Raw genomic sequence first — 20477 nt, 5'->3', positions numbered from 1 at the left:
TTACCCCTTATTATCTGTTATCAATTACGGATTTGGCATACTCCAACTGTTCTTTTGTATTAACTCCTGCTATTTCTGTCATATCCTCTATCATCATGGCATCTACCTTTTGCCCCATATTTTTAATAATATAAACGGCATCCGGCAGATAATATTCATTTTGAGCATTATCATTTTTTAAATGGGAAAGAGCATTTGAAAGTGCCTGACAATCAAAAACATACATTCCGGAATTTATCTCACATATCTTTCTTTCCTCTATACTTGCATCCTTATGCTCTACATTTTTAAGAAATTCTCCCTTTTCATTTCTTACAATTCTTCCATAACCTGTAGGGTCATCTGCTTTAGCTGATAATACAGTTGCCATATTGTTGTTTTTTATATGAAAATCCATTAAATTCTTTAAACTTTCTGCCCTTATTAAAGGAGTATCTCCGCAAAGAATTAATACGCTTCCTTCATTTCCCAAAAAATCTTTTGCACACATTACTGCATGACCGGTTCCTAACTGCTCAGGCTGATTAACATAGGATACTTCTCTATTGATATTAGCCTTTACAATATCTTCTTTATAACCTGTAACAAGACATATATCGTCAACTCCTGCTTTTTTTACTTCATCTATAACATATTCTGCAAGACATTTATCGTTAATCTTATGTACAACCTTTGGAAGGTCAGATTTCATCCTGCTGCCCTTTCCGGCTGCCAATATTAAAGCTTTCATTGTAGCCATAAAATTCATCCTCTCATTTTCAAATTTGGTTAAAACATTCATTACTTATAATATTAATATATTTCCTTCTTGTAAAGGAGGATAATTCTTAAATAAAATGAGACTAAAGCATACACTTCGGTCTCACTTTCTGTCTCTTTATTTAATTAGATGCCTTTCAAAGCATCACCAATTACTCTTATAAGGGTGGGATATCTCTTAACAAATCCACCGGATTCCTTTAAAATTAGCTATTTAAATGCTCTTTACAAAATATATCTGTCATTTTTTTCAATAACTACCTTTATTTCATCACTTCCAATGTGATATGCATTTTCAATCATAGTTCCCCGGCTTTCTACTATACAGTTTTCAAAATGAGAATTATCCCCTAAATACACATCATTTAAAACTATGGAATTTTTTATTACACAGTTTGTGCCTACAAAAACTTTTTTAAATAATACTGAATTTTCCACGGTACCGTTAATTATACATCCACTGGCCACCAGAGAATTTCTAACTACTGCCCCAGGGTTATATTTTGCAGGAGGCATATCATCTGATTTTGAAAAAATGTATGGACTTTCATTAAAAAAGTAACTTCTGACATCTTCCTTTAAAAAGTCCATATTTGCCTGATAGTAAGCTTCCACAGTGGAAATGTTACTCCAATAGCCTTCCATTTCATAGGCGTAGATTTTTTTAAGGTTTTTATAGCGAATTATAATATCATTTACAAAATCATATCTGCCTTCAACAATACTTCTTTGCAAAAGCTCAATTAAAAGTCGTCTTCTTATAACATAAACTCCAATAGAAACTGTTCTTGAATGAGCCATCATAGGTTTTTCTTCAAACTCTATTATTCTTTTTGTCTCATTGGTTTTTATCACACCAAAACGGCTAAAATCAGTATTTCCAGGCAGTTCTTTGCAAACCACCGTAATATCTGCGCCCTTTGAAATATGATAATCAATTACCTTGCCATAATCCATTTTATAAAGGCAGTTTCCATTTGCCACAATTACATATGGTTCGTGTCTTCTTAAAAGAAAATCAAGGTTTTGATACATACAGTCTGCAGTACCCCTGTACCACATTGTATTTTCTTTTGTAATGGTAGGATTAAATACAAATAATCCACCCTGTTTACGTCCGAAATTCCACCATTTTGATGAACTTAAGTGTTCATTTAAAGAACGGGCATTGTATTGAGTAAGAACCGCAACTGTCTTCACTCCAGAATTTGTCATATTACTTAATACAAAATCTATACTTCTATAGCCTCCGGCTACCGGCATGGCAGCTGTGGCTCTTTTATCCGTAAGTTCTCTCATGGCGAAACTATTGCCGCCGGCTAAAATTAAACCAATTGCATTCATATTATCACCATCCTTAAATTATTTTACTTCTTTAATAATAACTTCCCCACTGTCAAGAATTCCCGCAGGATAATCCTCTGGCTGTGTAACTCCCGAAATAGCCGTATTTTTTCCAATCTTTACTCCGTTAGGGATAACTGTTTTTTCAGCTATTGTAACCAGACCGCAATTATAAATCTTATCATTTAATTTATTTGCTTTTTCATCCCCAAATCCTACTATAACATCGTTGCCGATTTTTGTATCATCAGCTATTATGGCTTTTTCAATTCTGCTGTTTTCACCTATAACCGTATTTGACATAAGAATAGAATCCCTTACTATGCTTCCGGCCTTAACAGTCACTCCTGAACCTATAACACAGTTTATTACACTTCCGTATATATTAGAACCGTCACCAATTATACTTCTTTCTATTTTGGCTTCCTGGCCTATATATTGCGGCTGAATAACATTGTTGTTATTTGTATAGATTTTCCAGAATTCTTCATACAAATTAAATTCAGGTACAAGATCTATAAGCTCCATATTTGCATCCCAATATGAAGACAATGTTCCAACATCTTTCCAATATCCATTAAATTCATAGGCAAATATTCTGATATTTTTTTCAAAACAATACGGAATAATATGTTTTCCAAAATCACATTCTTCTACATCTTTTAATGCCAGCAAAGACTCCCTTAAAATTTTCCAGTCAAAGATATAAATTCCCATGGAGGCAAGATTACTCTTTGGATTGGCAGGTTTTTCCTCAAATTCTGTTATCTTTCCTGTTTCATCTGCCACTACAATACCGAAACGACTGGCTTCACTCATAGGTACAGGCATGGCGGCTATGGTTATTCCGGCGCTGTTTTCCTTATGATAATCCAGCATAATCTCATAATCCATTTTGTAAATATGGTCTCCGGATAATATCAATACATAATCCGGATTAAAAGTTTCAATATAATTGATATTTTGATATATTGCATTAGCTGTACCGGTATACCATTCACTGTTACCGTTTTTTTCATAAGGCGGTAAAACTGAAACTCCACCTACATTTCTATCCAGATCCCAGGGAATACCAATTCCAATATGTGAATTTAATTTAAGAGGTTGATACTGAGTCAGAACTCCAACAGTATCAATTCCGGAATTAATGCAATTGCTAAGAGGGAAATCAATTATCCTGTATTTTCCCCCGAATGCCACAGCCGGCTTTGCCATGTTTGCAGTAAGTACCCCAAGTCTGCTCCCCTGACCTCCCGCTAAAAGCATGGCAATCATTTCTTTTTTCATCATAAGCTTTTCCTCTCTTATAATTATTATATTAACGATTATATCATTTAATGTTAAAACCTTATATATATAAATCGGTTTTTTCTGTACATTTTTTATTATTCATAAAAATGTATGTATATGTTAGAATAAATATGTGTATTTTCCGATTTTTCTCTTTGATTTTTTGTTCATTTATATTAATTTTAAAGGACAAAATTATTTTTATACAATAGGGAGTATGAGCTTATGAATATTAACAATGTTTGTCTGGCCTTTTTTATGTTGTCATTGCTTGGAATGGTGGTTTTCACCATATTATGCCTAGTCAGTCTTTTTCGTAAGGACTTTATTAAAAGTATAATGAAATTTTTTTCCTTACTTTTTTGCTCACTTGTTTTTGTTGCAAGTATTTATGTCTTAAATAACGGACTTCCGGATTTATCCTATATCAGTAATAAAATAACAGCTTTTGCAACTAAGGAGAAAATATCCTCTTCAGATGTTTTAATAAAAGATTCTGACTTTTCCCTGATATTAAAGGATAATCATCCAAAATTTTATGGCAGCACCAAAAAAGCTCACGAAATCTGGAATGAAATTATTACCAATAAAATCATTTTTTCCGACTCTTCCTTTGATTACTCTGACTATACTGTTTTAAACATGAAGGGAGATACTAATGACGATACCATAAGACGCATTGAAATATATTTCCAGAATTTTGCCAACAATGAAAAGGTAGACATTAATGAGGCAGAAACTGTTAGAGATGCCTATCTTCCAAAAGATATTCTTGATAAATGGTATAAAAAAGAAGATGATTATCTGTTAATTCCCAAAGATAATAATTTAAGCAAAGATGAAGATGATGAAAATGAAAAAAACACCTGCCATGTCCTATCCTATGCATTAACAAAAAAAGGCTTAAAAGCCTGGAATAATAATAAACATACCTATGCCTCACATATATATTCCATAATATATTACTATTCTGATAAAAACGCTGATTATTTAACCATAAGTCAGTCTTTGCCAAAATGGATGAAATCTCCGGGACAAAATGGCTATGTCAAAGAAAAGATTGAGGATGAATAGTTGTTAAAAAGAATAATAAGTTATATAATTGAGTTTTGTAATTAAATCAAAACCATCTGGTCTTATATTAAAAATATCTGACCCTTAAAGATACATGACACAAGGAGGACAAAACAATGTATCAGATAGATTTTTCTAAACCTGTCCATGTTCATTTTATGGGAATCGGCGGTATAAGTATGAGCGGACTGGCTACTATCCTGCACCATAATAATTTCACGGTTTCCGGCTCAGATTCAAACAAAAGTACCATCACTGACAAATTAAGCTTAGAAGGCATAAAAATTTTCATCGGCCAAAAAGCCTCAAATATAAGTGATGACATAGATCTAGTTGTTTATTCTGCTGCCATACACGAAGATAATGAAGAATACCAGGCTGCAGTAGAAAAAAATATACCTCTTCTTACAAGGGCTATGCTTTTGGGACAAATAATGAAAAATTATGACCACTCCCTTGCAATTTCCGGTACCCATGGAAAAACCACTACCACTTCCATGATTACCCAGGTTTTAATGGAAGCAAAAAAAGATCCTACCGTATCAGTAGGAGGGATGCTTGATTGCATTGGCGGAAACATCAGAATAGGTAAATCTCCTTATTTTGTAACTGAAGCCTGTGAATATACCAATTCATTTTTAAGCCTGTTTCCAACCACATCCATAATTTTAAATATTGAAGCAGAACATCTTGATTTTTTTAAAGACCTTGCAGATGTAAGAAATTCCTTTAAAAAATTCACAAATCTTCTTCCTGAAGACGGAAATCTTATTATAAATACAGGCATTGAAAATTACGAAGAAATAGCAAAAGAAAGCAAGGCGAATCTTATCACCTTTGGTTTTGACCCAAAAAGCGATTATTCTGCCACAGATATTTCCTATGATGAAAAGGGCTGTACGAATTTTAAATTATTATATAAGGGTCAGTTTGAAGAAGTCATAACTCTTAAAGTTCCGGGAGAACACAATATTTTAAACGCATTAAGTGCTATTGCCTTTTTACGACTTATGGAGATTTCCTATAAAGACATAAAATCCGGACTCCTTGAATTTAGAGGTGCCAAAAGGCGTTTTGAAATAAAAGGTAATTTTAAGGGAGCTACCATTATTGATGACTATGCTCATCATCCTACTGAAATAAGTGCCACCTTAAAGGCTGCCTTAAATTATCCACATAAAAGACTTATTGTTATATTCCAGCCTCATACCTACAGCAGGACAAAGGCCTTCCTTAAGGATTTTGCAGATGCACTTTCTCTTTCTGATATGATAATTTTAGCTGATATTTACGCTGCCAGAGAAACTGACAATTTAGGAATATCTTCAGATGATATCAGAAAGCTTTTAGCACAAAAGGGAAAAGAAGCTTATTACTTTAAAAGTTTTGAAGAAATTGAAAAGTTTATTATTTCACAAAGTATTGACGGTGACCTGTTGATAACTATGGGTGCCGGAAATGTTGTAAAAGTAGGCGAAGACCTACTAAAATAAAAAGTTTTCCACATTATCCACATATTTATTAACAAATTTTGTAAATAAATATGTGGGTTTTTTTTATTTTTCTGTGATTAATTTGTGGATAATTGACTTACATTAAAATCTTTTATTTTTCAATAAATTAAAGAGAATTTTTTTATTTTTCCACATATCCACATTTTCCACATTCCAATGTGAATAAATTTTCGATTTTTTTTGTGAAAAAAATTGTTATAAAAGCTTGATATATGCGTCTTTTATCCCATAAAAGAAATTAAATTTTTTATTTCAAAATCAACTTGTCTGTGATATAATAATCTGCGCTTGAAACAGATTAAATCAATTCACAGTATTTTAGGAGTCATAAAACATGAAAGGTCTTATAAATATCAAAAATCAAAAATCTACACATTCAACCTTATTGGATAATAGTTTTATCGACAATTATATGCCAAAGGCAAACGGTGAATATGTAAAAATATATGTATACCTTTTAAGCCTTATTCAAAGAGGCAGTGATAATATTACCATTTCATCAATTGCCGACAAATTTGAAAATACTGATAATGATGTTATAAGAGCCTTAAAATACTGGGAAAAGTCAAATCTGCTCAGTTTAGAAAGTGACAGGGATGAAAACATCACCTCCATCACTCTTTTAGATGATAATTCGCCTTCAGATAATGATAATATTAATCCGGATTCCACAGAAAATATTATTGCTCACGAAGAAATCATAGAACTAAATGAAAACGAACTTGTAAAGGAAAATGAAAAAAAAGATATATCCTATAGTAGAGATGAACTTGCAAGTCTTAAGAAAAATGAAAATATAGAAGAAGCCCTTATGATTGCCCAGCAATACTTAGGAAGACTTCTTAACATGAAGGAAGTTGAAACTATATGCTATTTTTACGATAAGTTACAATTTTCAACAAACCTTATAGATTATTTACTGGAATATTGTGTCACAAGAAAACACACCAGTCTCCACTACATAAAAAAAGTAGCCTGTAACTGGGCAGAAAAAAATATTAAAAATGAGGATCAGGCCAAAGAATATGTTAAAAAATTTGATAAAGTTTATAATACAGTAAAGAAAGCTTTTGGCCTTAATGACAGAGATTTTGGGGATGCAGAGTTGAAACTTATCTCTAAATGGCAATATGAATATCACTATAACAGTGATATAATAAAAGAAGCCTGTGACAAAACTTTGCTTAAGGCAACTAACCCAAGCTTTCCTTACGCAAATAAAATTTTAACAGACTGGTTTGAAAAAGGAGTTAAAACCTTAGAGGATGTTAAAAACTGTGATGATGAGCATGCCCGTTCCACTAAAAAAGTTAAACAGACTAATAATCATCATTATTCAAACAATAAGTTTAATGATTTTCCACAAAGAGCTTTTGATTCTTATGCAGAACTTGAAAGAAAGCTCATAAGTCAATAGATGTTGCTAAATTATAAGCCTCTTTCTTATTTAAAGAGACCTGTCTTATATAAAGGATAAAAAATGGCTTTAACAAATTCACAAATTAATAGCATTATGCGTATTATTAATCAAAGACAATTAAAAAATGAACAGATTTATAACAATAAGCTGGAAGAAATACACTCTTTAGACTCCCGTTTTAAGGAAATAGATTCACAAATTTCTTCTTTATGCCTAAAAAAAGCCCGTTATAAACTTGGTTTGTCAAAGGAAGATGTCACCTTTGTTCATGATAAAATTTCTCAACTAGCTGATGAAAGAAAGTCTTTGTTAAAAGCCTATGGCTATCCCAAGGATTATCTTACAATTCATTACGACTGTCCTAAGTGTAAGGACAGTGGTTTTATCGACAATAAAAAATGTGATTGTTTTAATAAACTTGCCATTAATTTATTATATTCAGATTCCAACTTAAAAAATATTACAGATAAAGAAAATTTTGATACTTTTAATATAGATTATTATAGTGACGAAGATAAAGATCCTATCAGTGGTCTTTCTTCCTTGCATCTTATTAAGCTTGCATTTAATGACAGTATTTTATTTGTTAAAGAATTTGATACAAGCTACAAAAATTTGTTTTTTTACGGAGATACAGGCACCGGTAAAACCTTTTTATCCAACTGTATTGCCAGAGAGCTTATTGCAAGTAATCATTCCGTTATTTATTTTACGGCATTTGAGTTATTTGAACTTCTTGCCGATAGCACTTTTAACAAGAATAGGCCAAAGCCAGTTGACACATCATATATCTTTAACTGCGATTTGCTTATTATAGATGACCTGGGAACCGAAATAAATAATACATTTACTTCTTCCCAATTGTTTTTGTGTTTGAATGAAAGAATTTTGAAGCAAAAACCAACTATTATTTCTACTAATATGTCCCTAGCAAGCATTAAGGAAAAGTATTCTGATAGAATTCTTTCAAGAATAATGGGAAATTATCAATTGCGCAAATTTTATGGAAGGGACATCCGAACAATCAAACAACAGATTTAACTTGGAGGTAATTTTTTATGAAGAGACAGGCTGATCAGGTTGCAGACATTATCCCTGTTGGAGCACTTGGAATCATTCCACTTAAAGGAATCAATGAATTAGGTGAAAAGGTTAATAACTACCTTGTAAGATGGCGTAAAGCCCGTTCCGGAAAACACATTGATAATCCGGCTTTTGAAGGTTACGAGAAAGACTCTTTCATTATCAAGGCTCAGTGCCCGCGTTTCAGTTCCGGAGAGGCTAAAGGTCTTATTTTAGAAACTGTTAGAGGTCATGACCTTTTTATCCTGGTGGATGTTACAAATTATAGTCTTACTTACAATATTTGCGGACATGTAAACCATATGTCCCCGGATGATCACTTTGCAGATTTAAGAAGAACTATTGCTGCTTTAGGTGGAAAGGCCCGCAGAATAACCGTTATCATCCCTTATCTTTATGAGAGCCGTCAACATAAAAGAAGTACAAGAGAATCTTTAGACTGTGCTTTGGCACTTCAGGAACTTACAAATATGGGCGTTGATAATATCATTACTTTTGATGCCCACGACCCTAGAGTTCAAAATGCCATTCCACTTAAAGGTTTTGAAACAGTAAGACCTTCTTACCAGTTCGTAAAAGGACTTTTAAAAACTGTTAAAGACCTTAAAATAGATAAAGACCATCTTATGATAATCAGCCCTGATGAAGGTGCTACTGAAAGAGCTGTTTACCTTGCTACAATCCTTGGAATTGACATAGGTATGTTCTACAAACGTCGTGATTATTCTACAATTATAGACGGACATAATCCTATCGTCGCCCATGAATTTTTAGGTTCATCCTTAGAAGGAAAAGATGTTGTTATTATCGATGATATGATTTCCTCCGGAGAAAGTATGATTGATGTAGCAAGAGAACTTAAGAAAAGAAAAGCTAAGAGAATCTTTTGTGCTGCTACCTTTGGACTTTTTACAAACGGTCTTGAAATCTTTGATAAAGCCCATGAAGAAGGTCTTATTGATAAAATTCTTACAACAAACCTTATATATCAGTCACCTGAACTTCTTAAAAGGGATTATTATGTAAGTTGCGATATGAGTAAATATATTGCCTTCATCATTGATATATTAAATACTGATTCTTCCATGAGTGAACTTCTTAATCCATTTGAAAGAATTGAAAAACTCGTTGGAGAATACAAAAAAGATCCATATAGCATAAAATAATATTTCTTAATCTATAAAAAAAGCATCTGATTTGTAAAAAACAAATCAGATGCTTTTTTTATTTATTATTTAATACCGTTGAAATCTTTTTCTTTACTTTTTCATACTCCTCCACAAAGGCAGACATATTGTTCTTTATCTCATCAACATTGTCCTTGTAGCCACAATGTTCAAGATATTCTGCTTTTTCAAAAAGCTCCGTGAAACCAAACTTTTGAGCCTTGTCCCTTACAGTATGCATCTCAACGGTGAACAGGTTTGTCTTTTTTTCTTTTACATATTTAAGGATTTGTCCCATTTTATAGTCCATTTCCTTATAAAATTTTTCCAGTTCCTCCCTGTAGGAAGAAATACTTTCAAACATCAATAAAACTGCATCAGGATTAAAACCGTTTTCATTAAGACGAAGGAGAAACTCTTTCATATCTTTATCATCTTCATCATCCCCCACGGTAACATAGGTACCATGCTCTATCTTCTCTTTAGGCAGCCATTTTAAAAGAATTTCCGTTATTTTGGACATTTCTATAGGTTTTTCCACATAGTCATTCATTCCCTCTGCTAAGAATAACTCCTCCATGCCCTCTAATGCATTGGCTGTAAGAGCTATTATCGGAACTTTTTTGTAGTATTCCCCCTTCATATTTCTTATCCTTTTAGTAGTTTCGATACCATCCATCTCCGGCATCATATGATCCATAAAAATGATATCATATTTTTTATTGGAGACTTTTTCTATGGCATCAAATCCAGAATAAACCAGGTCAATTTTCATATTAAGAGGCTTTAAGAGTCCCTTTACAACAGTCTGATTTACCTTATTGTCATCTACTATAAGTATCTCAGCCTCTGAGGCGGTAAACTTCTCATATTCTGCCATTACTTCTTTTTTCTTGTAATCACTTTCATTTAAAAATTCGGCTATTTTTACACTGTTTACCGGTTTTCTTAAATATCTGCATTTTACATGTCCAAATTTTGTAACATCGGTATCAAAAGATACTATTACAATAAAAATTATATTTTCAGTTACATTTATAAATCTCTTTACGGTATCATTTAAATAAACCTCATCTACAAATACATGAGTAAGATGCTCTTTATGGGCAGTGACTATATCGAATACATTTTTATAATCAGTATAAATAACTCCTAATTCGTCAAAAATACTTCCTAAAATTTCATCAGCATATATATTTGAAATAAGTTTTCCTGCTCTTATTTGTAAAGGTTCATTCACCATTGCTATAGGCAGATAGTCCACTACCTTTTGAGGCAGTGAAAAATAAAATTCACTTCCCTTTCCAAACTCGCTTTTTACTCCTACCTGTCCTTTCATACTTTCTATAATTTTTTTAGAAATGGCAAGGCCTAAACCTGTTCCTTCCTTGCTTTTATTAATATCCTTATTTACCTGGGCAAAGGATTTAAAAAGTTTATTTAAATCTTCTGGTTTTATCCCCTGACCGGAATCTATGATGCTTGCCATTAAAAGAAAGTCCTCTTCATTTCTTTTAAAATCAAGCTTAAATTCAACTTTTCCCCGTTCTGTAAATTTTACGGCATTATTAATAAAATTAAGTATTACCTGCCTGATTCTGCTGGAGTCACCATATAACTTCGCCGGAAGATTAGGATTAATATCTATAACAAATTCAACATTTTTATTTATTATTCTATTAGATATTATTCCCTCTATGTCTTCTTCTAAGGAGATAGTCTCATACTCCGCCTCAATATAATCAAGCTTTCCTGACTCAATTTTAGAAAAATCAAGAATATCGTTTATTATGCTTAAAAGATTTTGTCCGGCTATTTTTATCTGGGAAACATACTCTCTTTCCTGAGGTGGAAGATTTCCCCTTAAAAGCATTTCCGCCATTCCGGTAATGGCATTCATAGGAGTTCTTATCTCATGAGACATATTGGCCAGAAATTCTGATTTTGCCTTATTGGCTGCGTCTGCCTTATTTATTCTCCATATAAAGATTGTGATAAATAATAAACTTATTAAAACTCCGGAAAAAGCTACAATGTAATAATAAAATTTGATAGTTCTTTTGGCTAATCCAAAGCTTTCTTCGTTAACAACAGTGATAAATTTTATTTCACCATAGTATATATAACTTGAAAAACAGATTCTTTTTATATTGTCAGTATCTGTAATTCCCTCTTTATTGCGAGCATTAGAGCTTTTAAAGAAATTAATAAGCTCATCATCTTCTATATCCCTGGTATTTACAAAATCATCCTCTTTCTGGTACTTGTTTTCAGGATGATAAACAATATCACCATTTGGAAATATCACATAAACTTCTCCGTTTTTTATTAATTCATGATTTGATATCATCTTTCTGATATCGTCAAAGTATAGGACTATTCCCATTACTCCGTCAACTTCATCCTTGTTTTTAAATTTCTGTGCGAATACCAAAATACACCCTTTATTATTCTTTTCATTTGGATAATAAGCCATAACACAGGAATCTTCTTCTTCATTTTTTATATCATTAAATATTTCTTTGGAATCAATAAAATCAGAAATCTCACTATTGGAATTTTTCATGTCGCCGTCGGCTTTTATATAAAACACACAATGTTTATAAAGTGAATATATATAATAATTTTCAATATCATTGATATTATGTTCTATTTCATCATCACTTACATCTCCTGATTGATAGGATACAGCAAATACCTTAAGCAGATTAAGATTATTATCAATAAACTCCTCAAATCTGTCAGCACACAAAGCATTCCTGTCCTGAGCAGCCTCAATCTCTGAAGTCCAGACTTTAAAAACAATTTGGTTATAGCATATAAGAATACCCGTAACTATCGCTATAAAGGCCATTATTCCTGCTGTTATCAGTATTATCTTTCTATTCTTCATATTTTCCCTCCTGTTTCCAGGCAGATGTAAAAGTTACTATGCCAGTTTAGTGTTTATGGATTCCATGAAGCTAATTCCACATTTTCCAGTCCCTGATGAATATTTTTCATAAAATTATACCAAATGGTAAGGGGAAATCTGGAAGCGGAACTTCCGGGAAGAGTTTGTGGAATATCATAACCTACCCATACCCCTGTTGTATAATAATGACTATAGCCCACAAACCACCCGTCTTTATTATCATTGGTGGTCCCTGTTTTTCCGGCAATATCCATGCCCTCAAAGGCATAACCTTTAGCTGTCCCCTTTGTAAGAACTCCTCTTAAACAATCGGTCATTTTATCACAGGCATCTTTTTTATAAACCTGGATTTCTTCCTGGTTTTTATCCACAATAATATTCCCTTGCGCATCTGTTATTTTTACAATATCCGAAGCCTCCCTGTAGACTCCATCATTTTCTATGGTAGAAAAAGCCTTTGTCATTTCAAGACTTGATACCCCTTTTGTAAGTCCTCCAAGAGCTGCTGCATCTGTATAATCTGTATTTTTAATTTCTTCAAAGTTCATTTTTTTTATATATGAAAGTCCGATTTGAGGGCTTATATCATTTAATAAATTCCAGGCAACTGTGTTTTTTGAAAGCTCAATAGCTGTTCTAATGGAAATATTTCCCAGATATGTTCCATCTCCGTTTTTGGGTCCGTTTTCTGTTTTCACATCTGCTACTGTATCATTTGGTGTATAACCAAGTTCAAAGGCCGGTGTATAAACTATAAGAGGCTTTATACTGCTTCCGGGTTGTCTGAAGCATTGATAGGCACGATTTAAGGTATATCCCTTAATCTCATCCTGCTTTCTGCCTCCCACTATAGCCTCCACTAAACCGGTATCATTATTTATACAGGTAGCCGAGCCCTGAAGCTGATACACATTTTCTTCGTTAACAGTATTATATTGTGATAAAACATTATTTAATGTATCCTGCAATAGATTTTGCTTATTTATGTCTATGGAAGTGTAGATTCGTAAACCTCCTGTGAACAAAGACATCTGACACTGGGAATATAAACTTGAATATTCCTCACTGTAATTCATTTCATCCTCAACAGACTTAAAATCATATCTGAACTTAAATCCCTGGGCTTCCATGAGCTTTCTTGTAGCACAATAGTAAGTATAGGTTTCCACATAATTGCTAGTGGAAATATCATTAAGATTTAATACAATTTGCTCATTTTTTGCGGTATTAAGCTGTTCCATTGAAATAATTCCATCTTTTTGCATGCCCTCTAAAAGCCTGTCCCGCCTCTTTATAGTGTTATCGAAATTATCTACTGGATTATAAAGTGTTGGATTGTTAGGAATTGCACATAAAAATGCAATTTGAGATAAACTTAAACTGGAAATGTCTGTATTAAAATATCCTTTACAGGCCGCACCTATGCCGTAATAGCCATTTGCAAAGTAAATATTATTAATATAAAATTCAAGAATTTTCCCTTTGGTATACATTTTTTCCAGCTCAATGGCTATAAAAATTTCTTCCATTTTTCTCTCCCAGGTAACTTCCTGACTTAGAAAAACATTTCTTGCTAACTGCATGGTAATGGTGCTGGCACCCTGAGTTATCTCCCGGTTTTTAATAATATCTATACCTGCCCGGACAACTGCCTTAAAATCCACACCTTTATGCTTATAAAAATTCTTGTCCTCGCTATTAACAAAGGCTTCTTTTACATAGTTTGGTATTTCATTTTCACAAAGATAATAAACGTCTTTTTCCCCCTTTATGGAGGTTATTTCATTTCCATCCTTGTCATATACCACACTGGTCAAAGAAGCCTTAAAAGTGCTTTCTCCCGATCTTCTGGCGTAGCGTAAAGCCTCGTCATGGATAGTCTTTATCTGTGCTGCCTTCCCACCGAAAAAGTAATACATAAGGGCAGCCAAAACAAATAATATTAAATAAACCTGTATCCTTAAAAAGCGTCTGAAGGAACTTTTCTTTTTCTTTTTAACATTTGATTTCATATTTCTTTTTCTTTTAAACTCCAACAATTATCATAAAACAGCTAAAAATACATTTCCAACTTCTTTGAATGTATTATCGGCACTTTCCATACTTAATGTATAGCTTTGATTTTTGTTAGGGTCTAAAATTGTCACTTTGTAAGGTGTATATGCTGTAATAAGAACAACATTACTTGAATCTGTCATGGCCATTACAGGATAGCCCTGATTTACAAAGTATAAAACTGTATTTATATCACAGCCGCTTAAATCATATACCTTTTTATTTAATTTTTCAGATAATATGTCGTGTCCGCTCTTTCCCTGGGAAATAAGTTCGTCAACATCACTGTCATCAACATGCTTTTGGGCTAAAATCATGGCAATACAGTTTCCCAGACTACTTGAATGGTTTGTTATAAGATTAATATCCTCCACTTCAGCTTCATTGGGTTTTGCACCCTTTTTAAAAATATAATTAAGCTTAGAATCTACTACAACACCACTGTTTATAGCTGCCTCTTTTATGGCTATAGCCGGACTGGCGGTGGATACAAGCGCCTCTTTTCCCTTATAGGTAGTATAAATCTCCTTATCCTGCTTTTTCTCAAGATTGATTTCCGTAACTACAGAAGAAATAACCTTAGGAGTCTCTATACTTATTCTTTCTTTTTCAGGCTTTTGACTTAAGACAATCTTTTTATTACTAAGAAGTGTTTCATCCTGATAGGCTGAAAGTGTAGCCCTGGTATCGTTTTCATCATCTTTGTTTTGTGAATTTACTATGGAATCAGTAGCAGCTTCCACATAGCCGCCATCAGGGGTTTTTGTTGAAAGTTTTATATTTATCCCTTCACCATTTAAAAGTGCTTCAGTGATGTAAGCACCCGGTCTTGCATAATTTTTTATATTTTGTGAATTATTTAAAATATCAAGCTGGCACATGGCAAAAATAACTTCACCGCCGGCTGTGGTAATTATATCTGAGTCATTGGCTGTTCCATAAATAAAATCACTTCCAATAAATCCTATAGCCATGATTTTTTGGGAGTCAGAAGCATTAATCTCATAGGATTTTTCACTCTCCATGTCATAGACTTCTATATTTGTTTCATTGTATTTGCTGTTTGATTTATGCCATGCAATTAGTCCTTCATTAGAATTTACAACATAACAATCATCATTGATGTTTTCCATTACCACATCAATTTTTTCAGTGTAAAGGGAAATTTTATAAAGGGTATTTTCAAAAACTATATAAAGGTCTCCCAGATTATTTAAGTATAATAATTCGCCCTGGGATTTTTTCAAAAGAGGATATGATTTAGTACTATTTATAAAGGCTCTTTCCTCTACATAATTTAACTCAATATCAAATCTGTATACTGCTATCCCACTTTCACCTTCGTGAATTCCTCTATTCATATATCCACTGACTACAAAGTCAATATTTCCCACTTCATCCATTGAAAGAATCTTTATGGAGTGATCTTTACAGTCTTCCCTTGGCTCATAATCATCACTGTCACTAAAACTAAACACATTATACAAAGTGGAATTCTTTGAATTATAACTATATAAAGAAGCATTTTGCACAAAAGAAACAATGGTTCCAGTCCCATTTGACCTAAAGTCAATGTCATCATTTACTACCCCTAGATCAATAGTTTTATCGGAAACAGAAGTTGTTTTATTGGTATAAATAGAATTCATTATCCTGTCATAACTTAATAAATAGTATGTTCCATTTACATATTTTACTCTGTAATATTCTTTTACTTCATAATTTTTTTCATTTAATTCAACAATAAAATCCATATCAATGGTGACATAATAATCATTTATTTCAGAGATATAGTATTCCGGCGTATTCTTAAGTTTGACATCAAGATTTCCCCATTTTACCATTTCGTAACTGGACTTAATATCTACATATCCGTAGCTGTTATTATAATTATTTGAATTAACATCTGACTCTAAGTAATATGAAACATCAAATCCGTCAATTCTATCGTGTGCTAAAGCGGCATTGGAAAAATCCCCTGCAAACTTTAAAATCTTATCACATCCTGAATTTGAAGCTGTTACTCTGGAATAATACCAGATACTTTCATCATTACTTACAAGTTCAATAACAAGTCCATATTCTTTGTTTTTATCCTTTAATTTCAATTTATTTAATTTAAGATTATTGGCACTTTTTCCTGAGGTGAAATTTTTTACTTCTCCGCTGTCATAAGTTTTTTTCATATCAAGACTTACTATTTCATATTTGACTTTATTTATAATCATATCTCCGTCTTGGATATTAAATGACAATTCTGCATTATCTGCTGCAATAACAGGTCCTCTTACATTTGATAATTTTTTTTCTTCTTCATATCCATGGAGATAATTTACTTTTTTCTCCCCATAATTAAAGGAAATAATCGGGAAAACCGCCTTACTCATGGCAACTTTGGTTTCTCTGGCTTCCTTGTCTGTCAAAATAAAAGTCACAATGGCACTTAATAAAAAAATTATAATAAATATTCCTGTTTTAATAATTCTTCTCATATATATAAACACACTTTCTATTGTTATTATTTTTATACAATCAAAGGAATTATAACACAAAAGATAATAGTTTTCTCCCCTATTGATACTATTTTAAAAAAAGATTAAAAATATGAAATTTAAAAAAGATAATTTGTGAAATTATTTTTTAACCGATATTATTACAAACCTTTAAACCAATTTAAGCTTTTTATGAAGGGATGATTTCTATGAATGTGAAAAAAACTATTTCAAAATTATTTACATCTGTTAAAGGTGCAATTATCCCTTCTTCTGATTTTTTAGAATACGAGGCAGAAGATTTATTTGATTATATAGACAATTTTATTTTAGTTGAAATAAACTGTAAAAGAATACTGATTACTTATCCTATAATTATTATTTTTACTTTTTTAAGCTGTTTTCCTTTTAACAATATTTATAATATCTTGACTATAGTTGAAATGATTTGCTTTTTTATAATTATTGGAAGCACTTCTTATGTTGCCATAAAAACATATTATTATATTTCAAAGGGTAATTATTATATACATAGCTATACCGAATATTTTAAATTTCTTTATTATATTTTCTGGTATGGCTTTAGTATTCCAATGATAGTACTATCCTTTATCCGCCTTGATTATGATCATACTTTAGTCAATTTCTTTGTGCTGTGCGTAATTGTCAGCGTCGGTCCCTTAGTAAATACCAAAAGATTCTTAAAAATCTTTCTCTATACAATTGTTGTAATTTTTGCAATTTTTGTAAATAATTTTTACTTTTTACATGAAACAAGTTTAGAATCCAAGGTTATGCTTATTAATAATGAGATTCTTATTACCCTTTTGTCTATTAACTTCTTGGGTCTTTTAGTTCAAAAAGTTCAGATTTATATCTGGAAATTAAATATTTATATAAACTTTAAGGCATTTCTCGACCCTTTAACAAATGTCTATAACAGACGAGGTGGTAACTATGCCTTACACAGAAAAATCAAAAAATCCAAGAAAGATATTACTGTAGGAGTAATAATGTTAGATATAGATTTTTTCAAAAAATATAATGACACTTTTGGCCATGATGCCGGTGATGTCTGCTTAAAATCAGTGGGAAAAATAATAAGATATTCATTTGAAGGCCGTAAAGAAATAATAATACGACACGGCGGCGAAGAATTTGTCATATTACTAGTGGATACAAATGCTGACAAAACCCAAAAATATGCAGAAGCTTTAAGACAGGGGGTAGAAAGTGCCAAAATCCCTGCTGCCAACACCAGTGTTTCTGATTATGTCACGGTAAGTATAGGTGTTACAACAGTTACATCCAAGGAATTTGAAAAATATGAAGACCTTGTAGCCAATGCTGACAAAGCCTTATATATTTCAAAAGAAAATGGAAGAAACCAGGTTAATTTTGTTAGTGAATAATACTACCTGCTTTTTATGGCATAACGAAGCTTTGTAGACTTAGATCTTGGATTTTCAAAGCATTCCTTCTTAGAAGGTCTTATTACATCCTTTGAAATTTCGGAAAATATGCCCTCCTTATAATAATTTTTAAATGCCTGTTTAACCAGCCTGTCCTCTCCGGAATGAAAGGTTAAAATCGCAACTCTTCCTCCATCCTTTAAAGCATGGGGAAGCCCTTCCAAAAACTTATATAAAACTTCAAACTCCGAATTTACATCTATTCTTAAGGCTTGAAATGTCCTTTGGCAGGATTTTTTATATGTATCATCCCAATCTTCTTTTGGAATTTTACATTTTTGTAAGGCTCTTTTTACAGCTTCTCTTAACTCTGTGGTAGTGTCCATGGCATGGCCTTTTTTTATGGAAGAATAAACTTCTGTTGAAATTTCGTTTGCATAGGGTTCATCTGAGTTTTCTATTAGCATTCCGGTAAATTCTTCTTTAGTTATTTTCCTAAGACGCATTGCCCCACTATCACCCTTTTGTGGGTTCATTCTAAGATCCAATGGCCCGTCTGTTTTGTAGGAAAAGCCCCTCTTTGGATTGTCTATCTGCATGGAAGAAACTCCCAGGTCGGCTAAAATAAAATCAAATCCCCCTGCTGTTTTTGCCACTTCTAAGATATTTGCAAAATTGGTAAGTTTTACCGTAAGAATATCCTCAAAATAGCCTGCTTTTTTAAGTCTTTCTTTTGTTTTTTCGGATTCTATGGGATCTACATCCAATGCATAAAGATGTCCTTTACCTTCTAATTTTGATAGCATAGCCTTGCTATGTCCCCCATAGCCCAAGGTAGCATCAAGACCAATCTGTCCCGGCTTAATATCCAATACTTCAAGAATCTCATTTACCATTATGGAAATATGCATACCCGCAGGAGTATTTCCCTTTTTAACAACATGCTCCACAAGTTCTGAATATTTTTCAGGATTCTGCTCCTTGTATTTTTCTTCAAATTTTTTTGGATATTTTCCTGAATAATGTTTTCTTCTTTTATGGTTACTATTATTTTCCATCTGTTTTTCCCTTCAATTTTATGTAATCTAATACAAACATGATTATTGCAGCAGCAAAAATTAAAAGTCCTGAAAGTATATCCCATATATTGAATATCTCTGTTTCCAGTTTCTTTGACAAATAATAATTAATCATGATACCAAAAATTATTAATGATAAAAGAATAATTCCCATTGAAAATAACTTTCTGTTTTTAAAATATAAGTATAAACAATAAGACATCCATAAAAATATAAGTCCTATAACGCAAACCATGGCTCCAAGCCTAAAAACTGCCTCTGTTTTAGTTAAATAACTTAAACCGTACAAAAATGGCAGGATAAAAATGCTGGTAAAAACCAAAGAAATCTTTATCCCTTTCTTTCCAAGTAGAGTCATGGGAAAAGAAATAATCCATGCAAAAAATATGGATATCAAAGTAATTAATGACCATGTTAAGCTTTTTGAAATTGCATAATCACAAACATTGCATATTATAACCGCTAAAAACAGACTAAAAGTATATGCCATAGAAATAATGATGGCTTTTTTTGATGGTTTTTCCTTTTTTAGACCAGTTTTAGTAGTATTCTTTTCGATATTTTCCGGGTAATTTTTCATAATTTTTCTCTCCTGTTTTTGATAGTATCGGTACGAACCCCAAATTTATATAATGTCGTCAAACCTCAAGACTAACATGTTTCGATTATTAATTTATATTTTTATATCCACTTAGATATTTTATCTCCATATCATATAAAAATCCAATAGATTCTACGAAAGTCTTGTATCTATTGGATTATATTTTATTTCAAATTAACATTTAAAAATATAAATAATGCCTGAAATAAGGAATTTGTCGTTAGTAGTGATATTAGAGTTTTCCCATATTGTTCTTGGTTCTGCACTAATTTCA

14 protein-coding genes are annotated in these 20477 nt (G+C 32.2%); 6 read left to right on the top strand and 8 right to left on the bottom strand.

Annotation, left to right across the window (positions count from 1 at the left end; translation table 11 throughout):
- Positions 1 to 10 precede the first annotated feature (10 nt).
- The 3 genes from BM153_RS04440 to BM153_RS04430 all read right to left on the bottom strand — a co-directional run bounded on the left by BM153_RS04440 (position 11) and on the right by BM153_RS04430 (position 3393).
- Entirely contained in the window at positions 11 to 739 is a 729-nt protein-coding gene (locus BM153_RS04440; protein ID WP_092871317.1) for a sugar phosphate nucleotidyltransferase, read from the bottom strand.
- 245 nt (positions 740 to 984) lie between these two features.
- Positions 985 to 2103: a glucose-1-phosphate adenylyltransferase subunit GlgD gene (gene glgD, locus BM153_RS04435; RefSeq protein WP_092871177.1), complete on the bottom strand. Its 1119-nt coding sequence runs from the start codon at positions 2101 to 2103 to the stop codon at positions 985 to 987.
- Positions 2104 to 2121: 18 nt separating this feature from the next.
- Positions 2122 to 3393 (bottom strand): glucose-1-phosphate adenylyltransferase, encoded by a 1272-nt coding sequence (locus tag BM153_RS04430; protein ID WP_092871175.1) that lies wholly within the window; start codon positions 3391 to 3393, stop codon positions 2122 to 2124.
- A gap of 225 nt (positions 3394 to 3618) precedes the next feature.
- Between BM153_RS04430 and BM153_RS04425 the strand changes: the two genes are divergently transcribed.
- The 5 genes from BM153_RS04425 to BM153_RS04405 all read left to right on the top strand — a co-directional run bounded on the left by BM153_RS04425 (position 3619) and on the right by BM153_RS04405 (position 9650).
- The gene (locus BM153_RS04425) at positions 3619 to 4467 is read left to right on the top strand and encodes a hypothetical protein (protein WP_092871173.1); all 849 of its coding nucleotides are present in this window, start codon (positions 3619 to 3621) and stop codon (positions 4465 to 4467) included.
- A gap of 116 nt (positions 4468 to 4583) precedes the next feature.
- A complete protein-coding gene (gene murC, locus BM153_RS04420; protein WP_092871171.1) occupies positions 4584 to 5960 on the top strand; it encodes a UDP-N-acetylmuramate--L-alanine ligase in 1377 nt (458 codons plus the stop codon).
- A 355-nt stretch (positions 5961 to 6315) separates the two neighbouring features.
- Entirely contained in the window at positions 6316 to 7398 is a 1083-nt protein-coding gene (locus tag BM153_RS04415) for a DnaD domain protein (RefSeq protein ID WP_092871169.1), read from the top strand.
- A gap of 63 nt (positions 7399 to 7461) precedes the next feature.
- Positions 7462 to 8442: an ATP-binding protein gene (locus BM153_RS04410; protein WP_092871167.1), complete on the top strand. Its 981-nt coding sequence runs from the start codon at positions 7462 to 7464 to the stop codon at positions 8440 to 8442.
- Between the two features lie 17 nt (positions 8443 to 8459).
- Positions 8460 to 9650: a ribose-phosphate pyrophosphokinase gene (locus BM153_RS04405; protein ID WP_092871165.1), complete on the top strand. Its 1191-nt coding sequence runs from the start codon at positions 8460 to 8462 to the stop codon at positions 9648 to 9650.
- A 58-nt stretch (positions 9651 to 9708) separates the two neighbouring features.
- Here BM153_RS04405 and BM153_RS04400 read toward each other — a convergent pair whose 3' ends face one another.
- Genes BM153_RS04400 through BM153_RS04390 form a run of 3 tightly spaced genes read right to left on the bottom strand, consistent with a single transcriptional unit; the run spans position 9709 to position 17111 of the window.
- Positions 9709 to 12543, bottom strand: coding sequence for a hybrid sensor histidine kinase/response regulator (locus tag BM153_RS04400; protein WP_092871163.1), 2835 nt, complete (start codon positions 12541 to 12543; stop codon positions 9709 to 9711).
- A 53-nt stretch (positions 12544 to 12596) separates the two neighbouring features.
- Positions 12597 to 14576 (bottom strand): transglycosylase domain-containing protein, encoded by a 1980-nt coding sequence (locus tag BM153_RS04395; RefSeq protein ID WP_092871161.1) that lies wholly within the window; start codon positions 14574 to 14576, stop codon positions 12597 to 12599.
- 30 nt (positions 14577 to 14606) lie between these two features.
- Positions 14607 to 17111, bottom strand: coding sequence for a hypothetical protein (locus BM153_RS04390; RefSeq protein WP_143088267.1), 2505 nt, complete (start codon positions 17109 to 17111; stop codon positions 14607 to 14609).
- 209 nt (positions 17112 to 17320) lie between these two features.
- On the opposite strand from BM153_RS04390, the gene BM153_RS04385 reads away from it, so the two are divergent.
- On the top strand, positions 17321 to 18523 hold the full coding sequence (locus BM153_RS04385) for a GGDEF domain-containing protein (RefSeq protein WP_177205572.1): 1203 nt from the start codon (positions 17321 to 17323) through the stop codon (positions 18521 to 18523).
- Positions 18524 to 18525: 2 nt separating this feature from the next.
- Here the strand turns inward: BM153_RS04385 and rsmH are convergent, their stop codons facing one another.
- Positions 18526 to 19581: a 16S rRNA (cytosine(1402)-N(4))-methyltransferase RsmH gene (rsmH, locus tag BM153_RS04380; protein ID WP_092871155.1), complete on the bottom strand. Its 1056-nt coding sequence runs from the start codon at positions 19579 to 19581 to the stop codon at positions 18526 to 18528.
- Positions 19571 to 20182 carry a hypothetical protein gene (locus BM153_RS04375; protein WP_092871153.1) on the bottom strand — a complete coding sequence of 204 codons (612 nt, stop codon included), beginning with the start codon at positions 20180 to 20182 and terminating at the stop codon, positions 19571 to 19573. The genes rsmH and BM153_RS04375 overlap by 11 nt, the downstream gene beginning before the upstream one ends.
- Positions 20183 to 20477: the final 295 nt, after the last annotated feature.

Origin of the sequence: Acetitomaculum ruminis DSM 5522 (assembly GCF_900112085.1) — a bacterium.
In the GTDB taxonomy this organism is placed as follows: Bacteria; Bacillota; Clostridia; order Lachnospirales; family Lachnospiraceae; genus Acetitomaculum; species Acetitomaculum ruminis.
The sequence above is the reverse complement of the archived record's forward strand: the minus strand, read 5'-3'. Positions and strand labels throughout refer to the sequence as shown.

Excerpts from the sequence above, each read along its gene's own strand:
- BM153_RS04390 (WP_143088267.1), bottom strand. The coding sequence starts at position 17,111 with ATGAGAAGAATTATTAAAACAGGAATATTTATTATAATTTTTTTATTA.
- BM153_RS04400 (WP_092871163.1), bottom strand. The coding sequence starts at position 12,543 with ATGAAGAATAGAAAGATAATACTGATAACAGCAGGAATAATGGCCTTT.
- rsmH (WP_092871155.1), bottom strand. The coding sequence starts at position 19,581 with ATGGAAAATAATAGTAACCATAAAAGAAGAAAACATTATTCAGGAAAA.
- BM153_RS04410 (WP_092871167.1), top strand. The coding sequence starts at position 7,462 with ATGGCTTTAACAAATTCACAAATTAATAGCATTATGCGTATTATTAAT.
- BM153_RS04395 (WP_092871161.1), bottom strand. The coding sequence starts at position 14,576 with ATGAAATCAAATGTTAAAAAGAAAAAGAAAAGTTCCTTCAGACGCTTT.
- murC (WP_092871171.1), top strand. The coding sequence starts at position 4,584 with ATGTATCAGATAGATTTTTCTAAACCTGTCCATGTTCATTTTATGGGA.
- BM153_RS04430 (WP_092871175.1), bottom strand. The coding sequence starts at position 3,393 with ATGATGAAAAAAGAAATGATTGCCATGCTTTTAGCGGGAGGTCAGGGG.
- glgD (WP_092871177.1), bottom strand. The coding sequence starts at position 2,103 with ATGAATGCAATTGGTTTAATTTTAGCCGGCGGCAATAGTTTCGCCATG.
- BM153_RS04425 (WP_092871173.1), top strand. The coding sequence starts at position 3,619 with ATGAATATTAACAATGTTTGTCTGGCCTTTTTTATGTTGTCATTGCTT.
- BM153_RS04385 (WP_177205572.1), top strand. The coding sequence starts at position 17,321 with ATGAATGTGAAAAAAACTATTTCAAAATTATTTACATCTGTTAAAGGT.
- BM153_RS04440 (WP_092871317.1), bottom strand. The coding sequence starts at position 739 with ATGGCTACAATGAAAGCTTTAATATTGGCAGCCGGAAAGGGCAGCAGG.
- BM153_RS04405 (WP_092871165.1), top strand. The coding sequence starts at position 8,460 with ATGAAGAGACAGGCTGATCAGGTTGCAGACATTATCCCTGTTGGAGCA.
- BM153_RS04415 (WP_092871169.1), top strand. The coding sequence starts at position 6,316 with ATGAAAGGTCTTATAAATATCAAAAATCAAAAATCTACACATTCAACC.
- BM153_RS04375 (WP_092871153.1), bottom strand. The coding sequence starts at position 20,182 with ATGAAAAATTACCCGGAAAATATCGAAAAGAATACTACTAAAACTGGT.